At 62.9% G+C, this 16906-nt stretch carries 17 protein-coding genes; 5 read left to right on the forward strand and 12 right to left on the reverse strand.

What is annotated here, in order from left to right:
• Positions 1-49: 49 nt before the first annotated feature.
• Positions 50-388 (reverse strand): TraR/DksA family transcriptional regulator, encoded by a 339-nt coding sequence (locus AB9K34_RS06575; RefSeq protein WP_369953620.1) that lies wholly within the window; start codon positions 386-388, stop codon positions 50-52.
• Between the two features lie 84 nt (positions 389-472).
• On the opposite strand from AB9K34_RS06575, the gene cysE reads away from it, so the two are divergent.
• The gene (cysE, locus tag AB9K34_RS06580; RefSeq protein ID WP_369953621.1) at positions 473-1276 is read left to right on the forward strand and encodes a serine O-acetyltransferase; all 804 of its coding nucleotides are present in this window, start codon (positions 473-475) and stop codon (positions 1274-1276) included.
• A 65-nt stretch (positions 1277-1341) separates the two neighbouring features.
• Here cysE and AB9K34_RS06585 read toward each other — a convergent pair whose 3' ends face one another.
• The 7 genes from AB9K34_RS06585 to pgk all read right to left on the reverse strand — a co-directional run bounded on the left by AB9K34_RS06585 (position 1342) and on the right by pgk (position 8231).
• Complete coding sequence (locus tag AB9K34_RS06585; RefSeq protein WP_369953622.1) at positions 1342-2667, reverse strand: pyruvate dehydrogenase complex dihydrolipoamide acetyltransferase; 1326 nt, start codon at positions 2665-2667, stop codon at positions 1342-1344.
• A gap of 10 nt (positions 2668-2677) precedes the next feature.
• Positions 2678-4078 carry a pyruvate dehydrogenase complex E1 component subunit beta gene (locus tag AB9K34_RS06590; RefSeq protein WP_369953623.1) on the reverse strand — a complete coding sequence of 467 codons (1401 nt, stop codon included), beginning with the start codon at positions 4076-4078 and terminating at the stop codon, positions 2678-2680.
• A gap of 2 nt (positions 4079-4080) precedes the next feature.
• On the reverse strand, positions 4081-4470 hold the full coding sequence (locus tag AB9K34_RS06595; RefSeq protein ID WP_369953624.1) for a VOC family protein: 390 nt from the start codon (positions 4468-4470) through the stop codon (positions 4081-4083).
• Positions 4470-5486, reverse strand: a complete 1017-nt coding sequence (gene pdhA, locus AB9K34_RS06600) for a pyruvate dehydrogenase (acetyl-transferring) E1 component subunit alpha (protein ID WP_369953625.1) — start codon at positions 5484-5486, stop codon at positions 4470-4472. The genes AB9K34_RS06595 and pdhA overlap by 1 nt, the downstream gene beginning before the upstream one ends.
• A 95-nt stretch (positions 5487-5581) precedes the next feature.
• A complete protein-coding gene (locus AB9K34_RS06605; RefSeq protein ID WP_369953626.1) occupies positions 5582-5881 on the reverse strand; it encodes a septum formation initiator family protein in 300 nt (99 codons plus the stop codon).
• A 143-nt stretch (positions 5882-6024) separates the two neighbouring features.
• Positions 6025-6918: a fructose bisphosphate aldolase gene (locus AB9K34_RS06610; RefSeq protein ID WP_369953627.1), complete on the reverse strand. Its 894-nt coding sequence runs from the start codon at positions 6916-6918 to the stop codon at positions 6025-6027.
• Positions 6919-7040: 122 nt separating this feature from the next.
• Positions 7041-8231 carry a phosphoglycerate kinase gene (gene pgk, locus AB9K34_RS06615; protein WP_369953628.1) on the reverse strand — a complete coding sequence of 397 codons (1191 nt, stop codon included), beginning with the start codon at positions 8229-8231 and terminating at the stop codon, positions 7041-7043.
• Positions 8232-8362: 131 nt separating this feature from the next.
• On the opposite strand from pgk, the gene AB9K34_RS06620 reads away from it, so the two are divergent.
• Positions 8363-8869: a peptidylprolyl isomerase gene (locus AB9K34_RS06620; protein WP_369953629.1), complete on the forward strand. Its 507-nt coding sequence runs from the start codon at positions 8363-8365 to the stop codon at positions 8867-8869.
• A complete protein-coding gene (locus tag AB9K34_RS06625; RefSeq protein ID WP_369953630.1) occupies positions 8862-9410 on the forward strand; it encodes a peptidylprolyl isomerase in 549 nt (182 codons plus the stop codon). Before AB9K34_RS06620 ends, AB9K34_RS06625 begins: the two co-directional genes overlap by 8 nt.
• A 316-nt stretch (positions 9411-9726) precedes the next feature.
• Here AB9K34_RS06625 and AB9K34_RS06630 read toward each other — a convergent pair whose 3' ends face one another.
• From AB9K34_RS06630 to AB9K34_RS06645, 4 genes are all read right to left on the reverse strand, one after another.
• Positions 9727-10236 carry a polymer-forming cytoskeletal protein gene (locus AB9K34_RS06630; protein WP_369953631.1) on the reverse strand — a complete coding sequence of 170 codons (510 nt, stop codon included), beginning with the start codon at positions 10234-10236 and terminating at the stop codon, positions 9727-9729.
• Entirely contained in the window at positions 10187-11557 is a 1371-nt protein-coding gene (locus AB9K34_RS06635) for a DUF5930 domain-containing protein (protein ID WP_369953632.1), read from the reverse strand. Before AB9K34_RS06635 ends, AB9K34_RS06630 begins: the two co-directional genes overlap by 50 nt.
• A gap of 220 nt (positions 11558-11777) precedes the next feature.
• Positions 11778-12584 carry a ferritin-like domain-containing protein gene (locus tag AB9K34_RS06640; protein ID WP_369953637.1) on the reverse strand — a complete coding sequence of 269 codons (807 nt, stop codon included), beginning with the start codon at positions 12582-12584 and terminating at the stop codon, positions 11778-11780.
• Positions 12585-12739: 155 nt separating this feature from the next.
• A complete protein-coding gene (locus tag AB9K34_RS06645; protein WP_369953633.1) occupies positions 12740-13201 on the reverse strand; it encodes a peroxiredoxin in 462 nt (153 codons plus the stop codon).
• A gap of 84 nt (positions 13202-13285) precedes the next feature.
• Between AB9K34_RS06645 and AB9K34_RS06650 the strand changes: the two genes are divergently transcribed.
• Positions 13286-16636 (forward strand): AsmA-like C-terminal region-containing protein, encoded by a 3351-nt coding sequence (locus AB9K34_RS06650; RefSeq protein WP_369953634.1) that lies wholly within the window; start codon positions 13286-13288, stop codon positions 16634-16636.
• A gap of 92 nt (positions 16637-16728) precedes the next feature.
• Positions 16729-16906 (forward strand): S-adenosylmethionine:tRNA ribosyltransferase-isomerase (locus AB9K34_RS06655; RefSeq protein WP_369953638.1); only part of this gene is annotated, 178 nt, incomplete at its 3' end.

The raw sequence follows: 16906 nt of genomic DNA on the forward strand, positions 1-16906 counted from the left end.
CCGACATGCGCGCATTGGCCCGCACGCGAAACCAACCGGGGCAGCGGCATCATCCATTGGCGCATTCGATGCACCTGAGTGTCGCCGGATCGAGTTCAAGCCGCTTTGAAGAGATTTCGGAACCGCAATCGACGCAATAACCGAATTCACCTTCCTGTATCCGCGTTATCGCGGCCAGCAGACGTTGCTTCTGCTGGTCGCGTCTTTGCTGTTGCGCCTTGGCCATCGCCTGGCTCTGCAGCGCGTCCATACGGCTCAGACGCCCGACGGATTGTTGGTCAAGCATGACGATATGCTGACCCGCGCGCCCGCGCTCGTTGGTGTCGGACAGTTCCTTGAGCATCTGCTCGATCATGGCGGTGAAGCGATTCAGTTCTGATACATTCATGTCATGAATATGCCACATCATTGCTTTGCGTTTTGCTTTTGCATGGTGCATGCCTATTCTAGACGTGAAAAAGGAAGCGGTGCCATGGCCGAAACACGCAGAAAACTGTCACCTGTCGATCCGGTCTGGGACCGTATCAATCGCGAGGCAAGACAAGCGGTTCAGGACGAGCCGCTCATGGGCGGGTTGATTCACGCCTGCATCCTGCACCACAAAACGCTTGAAAAGGCGCTGTCTTACCGGATTTCGGCCAAGCTTTCTTCGAATGAGATGTCGATGGCGATTCTGCGCGAAATTGCCGATCAGGCCTATGAGGAATCGCCGGGGCTGATTGATGCCGCGCGCGCCGATCTGGTTGCGGTGTTCGAGCGTGACCCGGCCTGCCATCGCCTTTTGCAACCGATCCTGTATTTCAAGGGCTATCAGGCCATGCAGGCCTATCGTGTCGGGCATTGGCTGTGGGACAACGGACAGCATGATCTGGCCTATTTCTTCCAGATGCGGGTGTCGGAGATTTTCGGGATCGACATCCATCCCGCGGCGCGGATCGGCAAGGGGATCATGATCGACCATGCCCATTCGATTGTCATTGGTGAAACAGCCGTCGTTGGCGACAACGTGTCCATGTTGCATTCCGTAACTTTGGGAGGCACGGGCAAGGAAGAAGAAGACCGTCACCCGAAGATCGAAGACGGTGTGCTGATCGGGGCCGGTGCCAAGGTGCTCGGCAATATTCGCGTTGGTCATTGCAGCCGGATCGCAGCAGGGTCGGTCGTGCTGGCGGATGTACCGCCATGCAAGACGGTTGCCGGGATTCCTGCCAAGATCGTGGGCGAGGCCGGGTGTGATCAGCCTTCGATCTCGATGGATCAGATGTTTCCGGAGTAGCGCCGTCGCAATTCAACGCAGTCGCAAGGGCAGGCGCGATTGACCGGCGCGCGCCTGTTTGCGTTTCAAGCCAGCATGAGCATCGGATTTTCAAGGTTGTCCACGATCTGCTGCAGTAGTTGTGCCCCCAAAGCACCGTCGATCACGCGGTGATCGACGGAGAGGGTGACGGACATCACCGTTGCCACGGACAGTTCTCCATCCTCGCCGACCACCGGCTTCTTGACACCGGCACCGACTGCGAGAATCGCGCCGTGAGGCGGGTTGATCACCGCGTCGAAATTGTCGATGCCGAACATCCCCAGGTTCGAGATCGCAAAGCTGCCGCCCTGATATTCTTGCGGCGCCAGCTTGCGGTCGCGGGCGCGGTTCGCCAGATCCTTCATCTCGGCAGAGAGCGCAGAGAGCGATTTCATCTCCGCGTCTTTCAGCACCGGGGTAAAGAGACCGCCATCGATCGCGACCGCGACGGCGACATCCGAGGGGTCGAGCCGCAGGATCCGGTCACCCGCCCAGACCGCGTTGGCATCGGGGACCGCCTGCAGCGCCAGGGCGCAGGCCTTGATGATGAAATCATTGACCGACAGCTTGATGCCACGGCTTGCCAGTTGGTCATTCAGTTGCGCCCGGAACGCGAGCAGCGCGTCGAGGCGGATATCGCGACGCAGGTAGAAATGGGGGATCGACTGCTTCGCTTCGGTCAGCCGCGCCGCGATGGTCTTGCGCATGCCATCGAGTTCGACTTCGTTATAGGCGCGCCCTTCGTAGATCCGGGTCACCGCGTCCGCCGAGGGGCCGGCGGCCATCGGCGCAGGGGAGGGCGCGGAAGGCTTTGAGGACTCTGTTGCGTCTGTTGAGGTCGCGGCAGCGGGGTCGGTCGCCGTCGCTCGCGACCCCATCACATCCGCCTTGACGATACGCCCGCGTGGTCCGGAACCGGTGATCGAGCGCAGGTCGATTCCCTTTTCCGCCGCGATCCGCCGCGCGAGAGGGGATGCGAAGATGCGCTCGCCATCCTGTACCGGGGCGGCGGGGGTCTTGCTTGCGTTCGGGGGTTCCGCCGCCTGTTCCGTCGTCGGCTCCGAACTGTCCTCGTCGCTGTCACCGGCGGGGGCCGACGCGGGGGTGGCGATGTCATCCGCATTTTCACCGTCTTCGAGCAGCACGGCGATCGGCGTGTTGACCTTGACCCCCTGCGTGCCCTCGGCGACCAGAAGCTTGCCCACCGTGCCTTCGTCGACCGCTTCGAACTCCATCGTTGCCTTGTCGGTTTCGATCTCGGCCAGAAGGTCGCCCGAGGCGACGGTATCGCCCTCCTTGACGAGCCACTTTGCGAGCGTGCCTTCCTCCATCGTCGGAGACAGGGCGGGCATCAGGATTTCCGTCGTCATCGTGGCCTCCTTACCTGTAGGTCACTTGTTTCACGGCGGCGATCACCTCGTCGGTGGTGACCAGCGCATGTTTCTCAAGATTGGCGGCATAGGGCATCGGGACATCCTTGCCGGCGCAGTTGATGACCGGCGCGTCGAGATAATCAAACGCCTCCTGCATCAGGACAGAACTGATGTAATTGCCGACCGAGCCCTGCGGCCAGCCCTCTTCGACGGTGACGCAGCGATTGGTCTTCATCACCGAGTCGATGATCGTCGCAGTGTCCATAGGACGCAGGGTGCGCAGGTCGATGACTTCGGCACTGATCCCGTCCCCGGCCAGTTTCTCGGCGGCTTCGAGCGCGTATTTCATGCCGATGCCGAAGCTGACGATGGTGACGTCGTCGCCCTGCTGCCAGATGCGGGCCTTGCCGAAGGGAACGGTGAAGTCGTCCAGCTCCGGAACGTCAAAGCTGCGCCCGTATAGGATTTCGTTCTCGAGGAAGATCACCGGGTTGGGATCGCGGATCGCGGATTTGAGCAGGCCCTTGGCGTCAGATGCTGAATAGGGCATCGCCACCTTGAGCCCGGGGATCTGCATGTACCAGGCGGCATAATCCTGGCTGTGTTGCGCGGCGACGCGCGCCGCGGCGCCATTGGGACCGCGGAACACCATGGGCGCGCCCATCTGGCCGCCGGACATGTAAAGCGTCTTGGCCGCGGAATTGATGATCTGGTCGATGGCCTGCATCGCGAAGTTGAAGGTCATGAATTCGACAATCGGGCGCAACCCGCCGAAGGCCGCACCAACGGCAACGCCGGCGAAGCCATGTTCCGTGATCGGGGTATCTATGACCCGCTTGCTGCCGAATTCGTCGAGCAGGCCCTGGCTGATCTTGTAGGCGCCCTGGTATTCGGCAACCTCTTCGCCCATCAGGAACACGCTGTCATCCGCCCGCATTTCCTCGGCCATGGCGTCGCGCAGCGCCTCGCGGACGGTTTGCTGCTTGAGCGCGGTGCCCTCGGGCCAGTCCGGGCTGGGCGGGACCGGGGCGGATTTGGGGGACGGGGGGGCGGATTTCGGGGATCTAGGGGCGGATTTCGCGGGGTCCCCTGCGGGGACCGCCTTGGCATCCGCGTCACCCGCCTGCGCGGGTTCCGGCGCCTGCGGAGGCGTTTCGGCGTTTTCTCCATCGGCGAGCAGCAGGGCGATCGGGGTGTTCACCTTGACGTTTTCCGTACCCGCATCGACCAGCAGCTTGCCGATCGTGCCGTCGTCGACCGCCTCGAACTCCATCGTCGCCTTGTCGGTTTCGATCTCGGCCAGAAGATCGCCCGAGGACACGGTGTCGCCCTCCTTGACGAGCCATTTCGACAGCGTGCCCTCTTCCATCGTCGGCGACAGCGCGGGCATCAGGATTTCGGTTGCCATCTTCAGTTATCCTCCCCTGCCGGTGTCATCATTCCGACCACGTTTCCTTGTCCATCCTCGACACAGGCGCAGCGCCCGATCCCCGGATAATCCGTCGGCGGCAGGGCCTCTGCCCCGCCATGGGCCAGCGCCCAGTCATAGCGCGCGTCGCAATCGGCCACTTCGAAGGTCATGGTGCCGCCGCGGATCGGGGAACCGGCATCCGGGGGACTGTCCGCACGCAGCATCAGCGCGGCGGTCAGGCCGTTGGCACCGCCGATCCCGTCGCCCTGGATCATGTGATAGCCCGCCTCTTCAAGACCCGGGATCGCCTCGAATTGCCAACCGAACAGACCGCCGTAAAAGCTCTTGGCGGCCTCGACATCCTGCACGTGAATTTCGAAATGGGGCATCAGGCTACCTCGTTCTGGGGAACCGCATCCGCATAGATATCGGTCCACAATTCGTCCAGCGCCGGTTCGGGGCTGTCCTTGGCGAAATCGGCGGCGGCGTTGATGACGCTCTTGATCTCCTTGTCGATCGCCTTGAGATCCTCTTCGCTGGCATGTTTGCCGGTGAGCAACATGCTGCGCACCTGTTCGATCGGGTCGCGCTCTTCGCGCATTTTCTGCACTTCCTCGCGCGTGCGGTACTTGGCCGGATCGGACATCGAGTGGCCGCGATAGCGGTAGGTCTTGACCTCGAGAATATAGGGGCCCTTGCCCGCACGGCAGTGGGCGATGGCCTTGGCGCCGGCATCCCTGACCGAGACGACATTCATGCCGTCGACGATCTCGCCGGGAATGCCAAAGGCCGCGCCGCGGGTATAGAGATCGGGGGTCGAGGTCGACCTTTGCTGGGCCGTGCCCATCGCGTATTGATTGTTCTCGATCACGAACACCACGGGCAGTTGCCAGAGCGCGGCCATGTTGAAGGTTTCATAGACCTGGCCCTGGTTCGATGCGCCGTCTCCGAAATATGTGAACGTCACGCGCCCGTTTTCGCGATACTTGTCGGCAAAGGCCAGACCCGCGCCGATAGGGACCTGCGCGCCGACGATGCCGTGCCCGCCATAGAAGTGCTTTTCCCTGGAGAACATGTGCATCGAGCCGCCCTTGCCCTTGGAATAGCCGCCCTCGCGCCCGGTGAGTTCGGCCATCACGCCGTCCGGGCTCATGCCGCAGGCGAGCATATGGCCGTGGTCGCGATAGGAGGTGATGCGCTTGTCGCCCTCTTCGGCTACGGATTCGAGTCCGACCACGACGGCTTCCTGACCGATATAGAGGTGACAGAACCCACCGATCAGCCCCATTCCGTAAAGCTGACCCGCCTTTTCCTCGAAACGTCGGATCAACAGCATTTCACGATAGAAAGTCGTGAGTTCTTCGGCGGAAACGTTGGGTTTCCTGGTGCTCTTGCGCGTGACCATCGCGGCGCACTCCTCCTGCGTTCTTATAGTTTAATGCTAAACTATGGATAGCGGCTCTGCAGGCGTATGGCGAGTGAAATTGACGCGGGGCACGCTTAGCGGATCACGATCTCGTCAGCGCGCAACAGGCCGAGCACCGAGCGCGCCTGCTGATCCAGAAGGTCGAGATCGAGATATTCGTCCGACAGGCGGCGGGTCAGGTTCTCGGTCGAGGCGATGTCCGCTTCGAGCCGGGTCAGCGTCTGGCGCAGCGTTTCGGCCTCGGCGGAGATCTCGACGCGCCGGAACAGGCCGTAATCACCCTGAACAGCGGCAAAGGTGAAATAGACGCATAACGCGAAGGTCGCCGCGAAATAGATCAGGCCCCCAAAGCCGGGGCGCGTCGAACGGGTCAAGATGCACTGCCTCTTTGCGCCCTTAATGGGCGTTCTGGATGCACTATGGCATAGGCGAATCGCCTTGTGAATCCCTGTTTATGGGGAAGCAGAGCCGGGAATCGGAAATTCTTCGCGCGTGGCCAAAAGGCCGCAGGCCGAGCTCAGCCGGCGACCGATGCGGTATGGATGCTGGTGATGGTTTTTCCCAGCGTTTCGTTGAACGCCTCGTCCGATTGCCCGGCCGAGAGCCCCTCGGTCAGCGCGCGCGAGAAGGATGCGATCACGCCGCGATTTTCGCTCAGGCGCGCATTTGCTTCGTCGCGCGAATAACCGCCCGACAACGCCACGACACGCATCACGCGCGGATGATCGACCAGGGACTCGTAGGCGTTTGCGGTTTCCGGCAGGGTCAGCTTGAGAATGACCTGCTGGTTCTCGGGGAGGGCATCGAGATGCGCGTGCAATTCGGTGCGCAGGATCTCTTCGGCCTGGACCTTGTCGCTGATGCTGATGGTGATTTCGGGCTCGATGATCGGGATCAGGCCTTTTGCGAGAATCCGGGATGCGACCTCGAATTGCTGCGCCACGATCGCCGCGATCCCGCTTGCCGAGGCCGCGTCGATGACCGAGCGCATCTTGGTGCCGAAAATGCCTTTGGCCACGGCACGATCCAGAACCTCGTCAAGGCCCGGCATGGGTTTCATCAGGCGCACGCCATCCGCTTCGTCGGCAAGTCCCTTGTCCACCTTCAGGAACGGCACCACCGAGCATTTTTCCCAGAGATACTGGGCGGTCGGAATGCCATCGACATCGCGATCCATGGTCTGCTCGAACAGGATGGCACCGATCACCTGGTCGCCGGAAAACACCGGTGACTTGATGATGCGGCTGCGCATCTGGTGGATCAGGTCGAACATTTCGGCATCCGAACCATAGGCGTCTTCTTCAACGCCGTAGAGTTTGAGCGCCTTGGGGGTCGAGCCGCCGCTCTGATCGAGCGCCGCGACGAAACCCTTGCCGGAAGTCATCTGCTCGGTTTGCCGTGTGTTTGCCATGGGTCGATACACCTTGCTGGTTCTGGCCCACGCGGGGCATTGTCGTCGTTCCGCAGGGGTTTAAAACAGGGGCATGCCGGTTGCAATTGCGTTAGCGCGAACAGGCGGCCCGGCTGTCGGGATCAGTGCTGGAGCGCGGCGACGCCGGGCAGGGTCTTGCCCTCCATCCATTCCAGAAAGGCGCCGCCTGCCGTGGAAATATAGGTGAAATCCTGTGCCACACCGGCCTGATTGAGGGCCGCAACGGTGTCACCGCCGCCGGCGACGCTGATCAGTTGCCCGGCACGCGTGCGTTTGGCGGCGCTGCGCGCGGCGGCATTGGTGGCGGCGTCAAAGGGGGTGATTTCAAACGCCCCCATGGGGCCGTTCCAGATCAGGGTACGGGCCGTGTCCAGTACCGCCTCGACCTGCTTCACCGTTTCCGGACCGGCATCCAGAATCATCGCGTCGTCCGGGCATTGATCCGCGGGCACGGTCCGGTTTTCCGCGCCGGCCTTGAACTCGCGCGCGACAACCGCATCGACCGGCAGCAGGATCCTGCAACCGGCGGTTTCGGCCTTTTCCATGATATCGCGCGCTGTGGCGGTCATGTCGTGTTCGCAGAGCGACTTGCCCACGTTCAAGCCCTGTGCGGCGAGAAAGGTGTTGGCCATGCCGCCGCCGATGATCAGGTGGTCCACCTTTTCCACGAGGTTGCCCAACAGGTCGAGTTTGGTCGATACCTTGGCCCCCCCCACGACCGCCGCCACCGGGCGTTCCGGCGTGCCGAGAGCCGCCTCGAGCGCGGTCAGCTCCGCTTCCATCAACCGTCCGGCGCAAGAGGGCAGCAGGCGCGCGATGCCCTCGGTCGAGGCATGCGCCCGGTGTGCTGCCGAAAAGGCATCGTTGCAATAGACATCGCCCAGCTCTGCGAAGTCCTCGGCGAGCGCCGGGTCGTTCTTTTCCTCGCCCGGCTGGAATCGGGTGTTTTCAAGCAGTAGAACCGAGCCATCGGCCATCGCGCCAACCGCCGCCTTGGTCGCATCGCCCCGGCAATCGGCGCAGAACGACACCGGCACACCCAGCCCGGACTCAAGCGCCGGAACCAGCGGACGCAGCGACATCTCGGGCACGTGCCGGCCCTTGGGGCGTCCGAAATGCGCGAGCAGCACCGGTTTTCCGCCCCTGGAAATGATATCATCCATTGTCGGTTTCAGCCGACGGATCCGCGTGTCATCGGTGACCACGCCATCTTCGACCGGCACATTGATATCGACCCGAACCAGAACCCGTTTGCCCGCAATTTCCATGTCGTCCAGCGTGTTCCAGCTCATCGGTCAATCCCTGTGTCCATTCCTATTGTCGCGCTTTTTTCTCACATTTCTGCTCATGGTCAATGGTTCACTTGGCATTCCCGGCTGCCGGGCTTAGGTATCTGCCAACACAGCTTGGACAGGAGGGCCAGATGGCCGAAATCAAAGATCCCGAAAACACGATCCTCATGGAACTGAAGGGCGGCACCGTCACCATCGAACTGCTTCCCGACGTTGCTCCGCTCCATACCCAGCGGATGAAGGAGCTGGCCCGCGCCGGTGCCTATGACAACGTGTGTTTCCACCGCGTCATCGACGGCTTCATGGCCCAGACCGGTGATGTGCAGCACGGCAACATGGAAGACGGGTTCAACTTGGGTCGCGCCGGCACCGGCGGGTCGGACATGGACGATCTTCCGGCGGAATTCTCGAAGCTGCCTCATGACCGTGGAACCCTGGGTGCCGCGCGTTCGCAGAACCCGAACAGCGCCAACAGCCAGTTCTTCATCAACTTCAAGGACAACAGTTTCCTGAACGGTCAGTACACGGTCTATGGTCGCGTGATTGGCGGGATGGAACATGTCGATGCCATCACCCGTGGCGAGCCGCCCGCATCCCCGGACCGGATGATCAGCGTCAAGGTGGCCGCGGATGCATAGGCTGGCCGCGCTGCTTGCGCTTGTTGCCAGCCCTGCGCTGGCCACCGGGCTTCAGGTCGAGATCGAAGGCGAAGGGGCCAACGGCACCGTGGTCATCGACCTGCTGGAAGACGTGGCGCCGGGGCATGTGGAACAGATCACCGCGCTGGCGTCGGAAGGGGCCTATGACGGCGTGGTCTTTCATCGAGTCATAGACGGCTTCATGGCCCAGACCGGCGATGTGGAATTCGGCAAGCTGGGTGGCGACATGCGCCGCGCGGGCACCGGCGGTTCCGATCGTCCGGATCTGGCCGCCGAATTCTCGGACATTCCGTTCGATCGTGGCGTCGTCGGCATGGCCCGTGCGCAGGATCCGAACAGCGCCAACAGCCAGTTCTTCATCATGTTCGATGAGGGGTATTTCCTGAACGGGGACTATACCGTGATCGGGCGAGTCACCGACGGCATGGATGTCGTCGACGCGATCAAGCGCGGCGAGGGCCGGAACGGCGCGGTTGTCGGCCAACCCGACGTGATGAAATCGGTCACCGTAACCGATTGATACCGCGTCGCTTTGGCGGATATCGCCCGAAGCATCGCGACGGGCGCAGATGAGAGCACGGTTTCGCTCGCCCGCGGAACCGTGTTTTTCTTTTAGCTTATAATGTCTTGCATCGAGGAGGGGGCGCGCACCGGTGTCCGGTGACGCGCAACCTGTTTGGCCGCTCTCGCGTAACACGGACGTTGCGCACCGAATGCGGGACAGCGCGTGGCTTGCAAGCGGGCCGGATCATATGCGTGGGGCAATCGGTTTCCCCATGCGATCAGGGCACGCGTCTGCCCGACGGTGCCCTGCAACTTCTTCGATGATTATCGGTTCAGGTCGATACCTTGGCGGTGGCCGGATTGGCGCCCTGCGCCTTGCCCGCACCGCCGGGATTCAGGGGATCGTCCTGACGCTGGACAGAGCCTTCGAAATGGGCACCGCTCTCGATGGCGATGGTCTTGTGGATGATGTCGCCTTCGACGCGCGCGGTCGAGGTCAGGCGTACTTTCAGACCGCGAACACGGCCAACGATTCGGCCGTTGATCACGACGTCATCCGCCGTCACTTCCCCCTTGATCGTCGCCGTCTCGCCGATCGTCAGCAAATGCGCGCGGATATCGCCTTCCACCGTGCCTTCGACCTGGATGTCGCCGGTTGTCTTGAGGTTGCCCGTGATGTGCAGGTCAGACGACAGCGTCGATGCGGGGGGCTTGGCCTTGGGGGCGCTGGCCTTGTAGTCGCCTGTCGATGCGGGTGCGGCGGGGGCCCCTGCAGGAGCCGCCGGTTTCGCCTCATCGGACGTCTTGGAACCTGGCTCGTTTATCTTGCTCTTCGAAAACATTACTTGCAGCCTTGATGTAGATCATGGGGTTAACAGGTGTGCCGTTTACGCGCACTTCATAGTGCAGATGCGTGCCGGTCACCCGTCCGGTGCTACCCATATCAGCAATGTGATCGCCGCGCGAGACCCTTTGGCCTTTCTTCACGCGAATGCGCGAGTTATGCGCATAGTAGGTTTCGATGCCGAAATCATGCCTGATCTTGACCAGCCGGCCAAATCCCGATTGCCAGCCGGCATGGGTGACAACGCCGTCTGCGGTGGCGAGGATGTCGGTGCCCGCGCGCCCGGCGAAATCCGAACCGTTGTGCATCCGGCGACCGCCGGTCTTGGGGTCGCGGCGATAACCGAACCCGCTGGTATAGCGCACGGCATCCCGCACCGGGCTGGCGAAGGGCGCGCGCTCTGCCGCGATTCGATACATGTTCAGCAGGTCCATCTGCGCAAGGATGCGGTTGGTCCGCAACTCGTCGACAGTCGGTTCATCTTCGCCGCGGGTGGTAAAGGTGAGGGGAGTCAACGGACCGCCCTGACCGCTATACCCGCGGCGAACCTGCTCGATTATCTTGTCGGTCGGCATGCCTGCCGAGCGGAACATCTTGTCCAGCGGCGCGACCGAGATGGTCATCGCCTCTTCGAGCTGGCGGAAAATCTGGTCGTTCTGCTCGTCCTTCAGCTTGAGGTCGAGTTCGAGTTCGGCTGCGCGCTCGATGGCATGCCTGGCGTTCTGCGCGATCTGGTCGCGTTCCTGCGCGGTCTGTGCCAGGGCCTCTGCCATGAAGTTCACGGATGCGGGCGATACGGCGTCGCCGCTTTGCGTGGTGCCAGGGCTCGCCTGTTCGGCCAGAAGCGTGGCGAGTTCGGTGCGTGCCGCTTCGCGGTCTTTCATGGTGTCGCGCAGGGTCGATTGGATCACGTCAATTCCGGTCTCCAGTTCGTGCCGCTGCGTCTCCGATGCCAGCAGGTCGGATTGCATGAGCGAGATCTGGGCAAGCGCGGCGTTGAAACGCTGTTGTGCGGCCTGCGCCTCTTCGGCGCGCGCGTCGCGTTCCAGCGCAAGGGCATTGAGACGATCCTGATACATATCCTGATCGCGCTTGGCCTTCTCGCGGAAGTTACCCGACCCGATGCTGTCCATCAGCAGGACCGCCGTCGCGATGATCGCCCATGCGACGATGGCCGAGGCACCGATACTTATGAACAGCTGGGTTACCGGACGAAGCCGGACAAAACGCGTGTCCGTATCGGACTTGAGAAATACCCGGCGTTCGGGGAACAACCGTTCCATCACCGCATGAATTCTTATCGCAAGCCTTGTCCGCACGCGCTCTTCCCTGATCCATCCCCTTGACGGCTGACGCACCAAGTCTGGCCACGCGCCTGAGCGGTCACTAATGATAGTGTGTCTTTTGGGCAAGTTCTCGCAGAATGTAACAGGCCGATGGCCGCAAAAAGCCCGGAAAACTGGCGAAATCCTGCCGAAATCAATGGCCTCCGGATGTGGCATCGGCAAGGAATTGCCGCCCGGGATTCTGCCGCCCGGATCACGGTGTGTTGTTTTGTCGCTCTGCCAATGGCCAGTAGAAATCGGGCGGAATCCCTGCTTCGGCGCGCTTTTCCTCGTTGAAGGGCGGCTTGAGCGGGCCGTGGAAATATCGCTTTACAAGGTCATGAAATATCTCGCGCGGGTCGAGATCGTGGCGACCGCAGAGAAAATGAAACCATTTCGAACCATAGGCGACATGGCCGACCTCTTCGGCATAGATCGTTTCCAGCGCCGCCACGGCCTGTTCGATCCCGGCCTTGCGGAAGATGTCGATCATACCGGGCGTGACATCAAGCCCGCGCGCTTCGAGAACCATGGGAACCACGGCGAGGCGGCCCATGAAATCCTCTGCCGTATCCTCGGCGGCGCGCCACATGCCCGCATGGGCGGGCAGCGCGCCGTAGTGGCTGCCAAGCGCCTCAAGACAATCGCACATCAGGTTGAAATGCTTGCTTTCTTCGTCCGCCGCCTTGACCCAGTCATCGTAGAACCCGATCGGCATTGGAATGTCGGTGAAGCGCGCGATGATATCCCAGTGCAGATCGACGGCGTTCAACTCGATATGTGCAACCGCGTGCAGCAGCGCGATCCGGCCCGCCGGGCTGCCGGGGCGTCGCCGGGGAACGTCGCGCGGAGACAGCAGTTCCGGCCGTTCCGGTCGTGACGGGTGCAGCGGCGGAGAGGCGGTGCCGATGGGAATGTCGCTTGCCTGCCCGTGCCGCGCGGCGAACCAGCGCGCCGCGCAGTCACGCGACACCCTTGTTTTCTCGCGGCCATCTGCGGTTCGCAGAACCCGGTCGGCCATCCCGGCAAGAGTATCTGTCACGCGTCGGTGCTCCTTGTGGGGTTGGTTTGCTGACGATTGCCCGCAAACGTGTCGCGATTGTCCGGCTCCGTCGCGGCCAGAGGCGGACGGCGGCGGTGCGGTGCGACGTTACACAGGGTCATGCCCGGGTCGGTCTAGCCCTGCTTGACTGCGGCCAGTACCTCTTCGACATGCCCCGGAACCTTGACCTTGCGCCATATCCTGCCGATGCGCCCCTCCGGATCGATCAGGACGGTGGTGCGTTCGATGCCCATGAAGGTCTTGCCGTACATCTTTTTTTCTTTCCACACGCCGTAATCCTCGCAAGTCTGCCCGTGTTCGTCCGAGAGCAACGGCACGCTCAGACCCTGCTTGGCGACAAATTTGTCATGGCTTGCGAGGCTGTCCTTGGAGATGCCGAACACCAAAGCGCCGGCGTCGGTAAAGGCTTGTTGATGTTCCGAAAATCCGATGGATTCCTTGGTACAGCCCGGCGTATTATCGCGGGGATAGAAAAAGAGAACAATCGTCTGCCCGCGCAGATCGGACAGGCGGACGGTGTCGCCCCCGGTACTGGGCAGGGCAAAGTCGGGTGCAGCGTCATTAACGTCGGGCATATGCGAATTCCATGTGATTGGATCTGGGATGCGAAGGACAATAGGCTTTTGCGACAAAACGAAAAGGCATGCAGGCTGGTTTAGATGACCCGCGACCCTGAAAAAGAAGATCCTGCCGGCGGAGAAGCGCCGCGTCGCCGTTCGCGCAGGCGCAGGTTCGGTATCTGGTCGGCCGGATTCGCGACCCTTGCCGCATTGCTGGTCGGGGGATTTCTGCTGTGGGGGATCGGGCAGACGCTGACGATGCCCGACTGGCTGCGCAGCCGGATCGAGGCGCGGCTCGAACAGAATCTCGGGGGCCTGCAGATCGCGTTCGGCGATGTCGAGATGGTGGTCAATCGCGGATGGCGACCGCGCGTGCGCCTGCGCGATGTCACCCTGAGCGAAGCCGATGGGCGGCCCATCCTGCAACTTGCCGATGCGCAGGCCAGCCTTGCGATGAGGCCGCTGTTGCGCGGACGCCTTCAGCCCAAGTCGATTTCGCTGAGCGGGGCCTTCATCACCTTGCGGCGCGAGGCCGGCGGCAGGCTGTCGCTGGCGCTTGGCCAGAACCGAACCGTGGTGCGCGAGGCGGCGACCGTTGCCGAACTGATCGAGGAGTGGGACAGGCGGCTGGTGGCGCCGCCGTTGTCGTCGCTTGTCGCGGTCGAGATGGAATCGCTCACGCTGCGCTATGACGACCTGCGGCAGGGGCGCAGCTGGACCCTGGACGGCGGACGGATCACGCTAGACCGCGACGACTCGGATATCCGCATCGCCGGCGGTTTTTCCCTGCTCAGCGGCAGAGACAGCGCCGGATCGGTCGAGATGAACTATTCCAGCCGTATCGGCGAGGCGAATGCCGAACTTGGTGTCGTCGTGTCGAATATCTCGGCGCAGGATATCGCGGCGCAATCCGTGGCTCTGGCCTGGCTCGACGTGCTGCGGGCGCCGATTTCGGGCGCCTTGCGGATGAGTGTCGAAAGCGATGGCAAGCTGGGTCCGCTTTCGGCGACGCTCCAGATCGGTGCGGGCGTGGTGCAGCCGACCGAAGCCACCCGGCCCGTGCCGTTCGATGGCGCGCGAAGCTATTTCACCTATTCGCCAGCCGAACAGGTCCTGATCTTTGACGAGGTTTCGGTGGCAAGCGCCTGGGGGACCGGTTCGGCAGAGGGGCGCGCCTATGTGGATATAGAAGCCGATGGCTTCAGGGATCTGATCGGCCAGCTGACGCTGACCGGCCTGTCGCTGAATCCGGACGGTCTCTATGAGGAACCGATCGAGATTTCCCGCGCATCGGCGGATTTCCGGCTCGAACTTGCGCCGTTTCGGCTGACCCTGGGTGACATGCTGATCACGCAAGAGGACAGCAGCCTGCACCTGTCGGGCCGTCTCGACGCCCATCCCGAGGGCTGGCAATTGGCGGTCGACGGCAATATGGACCAGCTCACGCCGGAACGGCTGAAACAGCTCTGGCCGGATTTTGCCGCGCCAAAGCCGCGAAAATGGGTGAACGAGAATGTCACGGGCGGGCGGCTCGAGGATATCGGCTTTGCCCTGCGGATCAATCCGGGTGAGCGGCCCGATATCTATCTCGATTTCACCTATGAAGAGACCGAGGTCAGGTTTCTCAAGACCATGCCGCCGATCGTCGGCGCCAGCGGGCAGGTCACGATCGTGGAGGACCGGTTTGTCGCGACCGCCACCGCGGGACAGGTCACCGCCGAGCAGGGGGGCGCACTCGATGTGGCGGGGACGTCCTTCATCATTCCTCAGATGTCGGCCAAACCGGATACGCCGGCTGTGGTGCGTGTGCAGGCGGCAGGGTCCGTCACGTCGATCCTGTCGCTGCTGAACCGGCCGCCGCTCGCGGTGCTCAAGGATACGCCCTTGCCGGTCGACATGGCCGAAGGGACCGCGCGGCTGGGCGGGACGCTGGCCTTGCCGATGAAGCCGAAGGTGCCTTTTGACGACATTGAATTCCACCTGCGCGGCGAGATCACCGATGTTGCAAGCGCGGTTCTGGTTCCGGGGCAGTCGGTGCAGGCGCGGGTCATGGAAATTGTCGGCGATCAGGATGGCATCTCCCTGTCGGGCGCGGGCAGGATCGGGCCGGTGCCGGTCTCGGTCAGCTGGCAGCAGCCGCTGGGCAGGGATGCGCCCAAGCTCAGCCGGCTTGACGGGACGATCGAACTGTCCGCCGCCGTGGTCGAAACCTTCGGGATCGGGTTGCCCGAGGGCAGCGTGTCGGGCAAGGGCAGCGCGACATTCTCGATGCAGTTCGCGGCGGGCAAGCCACCTGCGCTGACGCTGGAGTCCGATCTGCGGGGGGTGGGGCTGGCCCTGCCACCGCTGGGCTGGGCAAAGCCGGCCCAGACGGCGGGAACCTTGCAGATTTCGGGCATTGTCGGCGATCAGACCCGGATTGACCGGTTGGTCCTGCAAGCCTCGGGCCTGTCGGCAAATGGGGCGGTTACTACCAGATCTGGCGGCGGGCTCGACCGTGCCCTGTTCAACTCCCTGCGCCTGGGCGACTGGCTCGATGTCGCGGCCGAACTGGTGGGCCGGGGCAGCGCGCCGCCCGATATCCGCGTGCTCAGCGGTACGCTGGACCTGCGGCGTGCGACATTCGGCGGCGGATCGGGGGGCGGTGAAAGTGGCCGGATGGATGTCGCGCTTGACCGGTTGCAGATCACCGACGCGATTTCGCTCACCGATTTTTCCGGCCAGTTCACGACCACGGGCGGGATCAAAGGACCGTTCAGTGGCCGGGTGAACGGCCAGACGCGGGTGTCGGGGCAGGTCGAGCCGCAATCCGGGCGCAGCGCGGTGCGGCTGCAGTCGGACGATGCCGGTGGTGTCGTGCGGTCTGCGGGGTTGCTGACCATGGCAAGGGGCGGGAAATTCGATCTGTCGCTGCGCCCCGGTGTGCGCACCGGGGAATTTGACGGAGACCTGAAAATCACAAACACCCAGGTTCATGATGCCCCCGCGATTGCGGCGCTGCTCAACGCCATCAGCGTTGTCGGCCTGCTGGACGAGATGTCGGGGCAGGGCATCCAGTTTTCCGAGGTCGAGGCCCGGTTTCGGCTCGGGCCATCCAAGGTCACGGTTTTCGAAAGCAGCGCCACCGGACCGGCCATGGGCCTGTCGATGGACGGCACGTTCGACGTCCCAACCGGGACGCTGAACATGCAGGGGGTGATTTCGCCGCTCTACCTGCTCAATCAGGTGGGCAACCTGATCGCACGCAAGGGCGAGGGGGTGTTCGGCTTCAATTACACGCTGACCGGGCCGGCCAAGAACCCGCGTGTGGGGGTCAACCCGCTCTCGGGACTTGCCCCCGGTTTCCTGCGCGACATCCTGCGCCGCGCGCCGCCGCCGGTTGACGAATTCGCCCCGCAGCCGGCGCCCGAGCCGAAGCGGCCCCCCAATGACGCCAACTGGGGACGGTGATGGCGTGCAGGCGAGACGTTGCGGCCCGTCGCGCGCACGGCTAGAAGCCGGCGACCTGCCGACCTGCGTCACTACCCGACTGGACCACGCCGATGAAACTGAGCGATTTTGATTTCGATTTGCCCGAGGACCGTATCGCCACGCGCCCCGCGGTTCCGCGCAGCGCTGCGCGGGTGGTTGTGGCGCACGCCGTTGACATCACCGAAACGAAGGTCAGCGCGCTCCCCGGGTGGTTGCGTCCCGGCGACCTAATGGTGCAGAACGATAAGA

It is taken from the genome of Sedimentitalea sp. XS_ASV28, from assembly GCF_041224545.1.
GTDB lineage: Bacteria > Pseudomonadota > Alphaproteobacteria > Rhodobacterales > Rhodobacteraceae > Sedimentitalea.

Coding starts and splice junctions, on each gene's coding strand:
- AB9K34_RS06575 (WP_369953620.1), bottom strand. CDS start 388: ATGAATGTATCAGAACTGAATCGCTTCACCGCCATGATCGAGCAGATG.
- cysE (WP_369953621.1), top strand. CDS start 473: ATGGCCGAAACACGCAGAAAACTGTCACCTGTCGATCCGGTCTGGGAC.
- AB9K34_RS06585 (WP_369953622.1), bottom strand. CDS start 2,667: ATGACGACGGAAATCCTGATGCCCGCCCTGTCTCCGACGATGGAGGAA.
- AB9K34_RS06590 (WP_369953623.1), bottom strand. CDS start 4,078: ATGGCAACCGAAATCCTGATGCCCGCGCTGTCGCCGACGATGGAAGAG.
- AB9K34_RS06595 (WP_369953624.1), bottom strand. CDS start 4,470: ATGCCCCATTTCGAAATTCACGTGCAGGATGTCGAGGCCGCCAAGAGC.
- pdhA (WP_369953625.1), bottom strand. CDS start 5,486: ATGGTCACGCGCAAGAGCACCAGGAAACCCAACGTTTCCGCCGAAGAA.
- AB9K34_RS06610 (WP_369953627.1), bottom strand. CDS start 6,918: ATGGCAAACACACGGCAAACCGAGCAGATGACTTCCGGCAAGGGTTTC.
- pgk (WP_369953628.1), bottom strand. CDS start 8,231: ATGAGCTGGAACACGCTGGACGACATGGAAATTGCGGGCAAACGGGTT.
- AB9K34_RS06620 (WP_369953629.1), top strand. CDS start 8,363: ATGGCCGAAATCAAAGATCCCGAAAACACGATCCTCATGGAACTGAAG.
- AB9K34_RS06625 (WP_369953630.1), top strand. CDS start 8,862: ATGCATAGGCTGGCCGCGCTGCTTGCGCTTGTTGCCAGCCCTGCGCTG.
- AB9K34_RS06630 (WP_369953631.1), bottom strand. CDS start 10,236: ATGTTTTCGAAGAGCAAGATAAACGAGCCAGGTTCCAAGACGTCCGAT.
- AB9K34_RS06640 (WP_369953637.1), bottom strand. CDS start 12,584: ATGGCCGACCGGGTTCTGCGAACCGCAGATGGCCGCGAGAAAACAAGG.
- AB9K34_RS06645 (WP_369953633.1), bottom strand. CDS start 13,201: ATGCCCGACGTTAATGACGCTGCACCCGACTTTGCCCTGCCCAGTACC.
- AB9K34_RS06650 (WP_369953634.1), top strand. CDS start 13,286: ATGACCCGCGACCCTGAAAAAGAAGATCCTGCCGGCGGAGAAGCGCCG.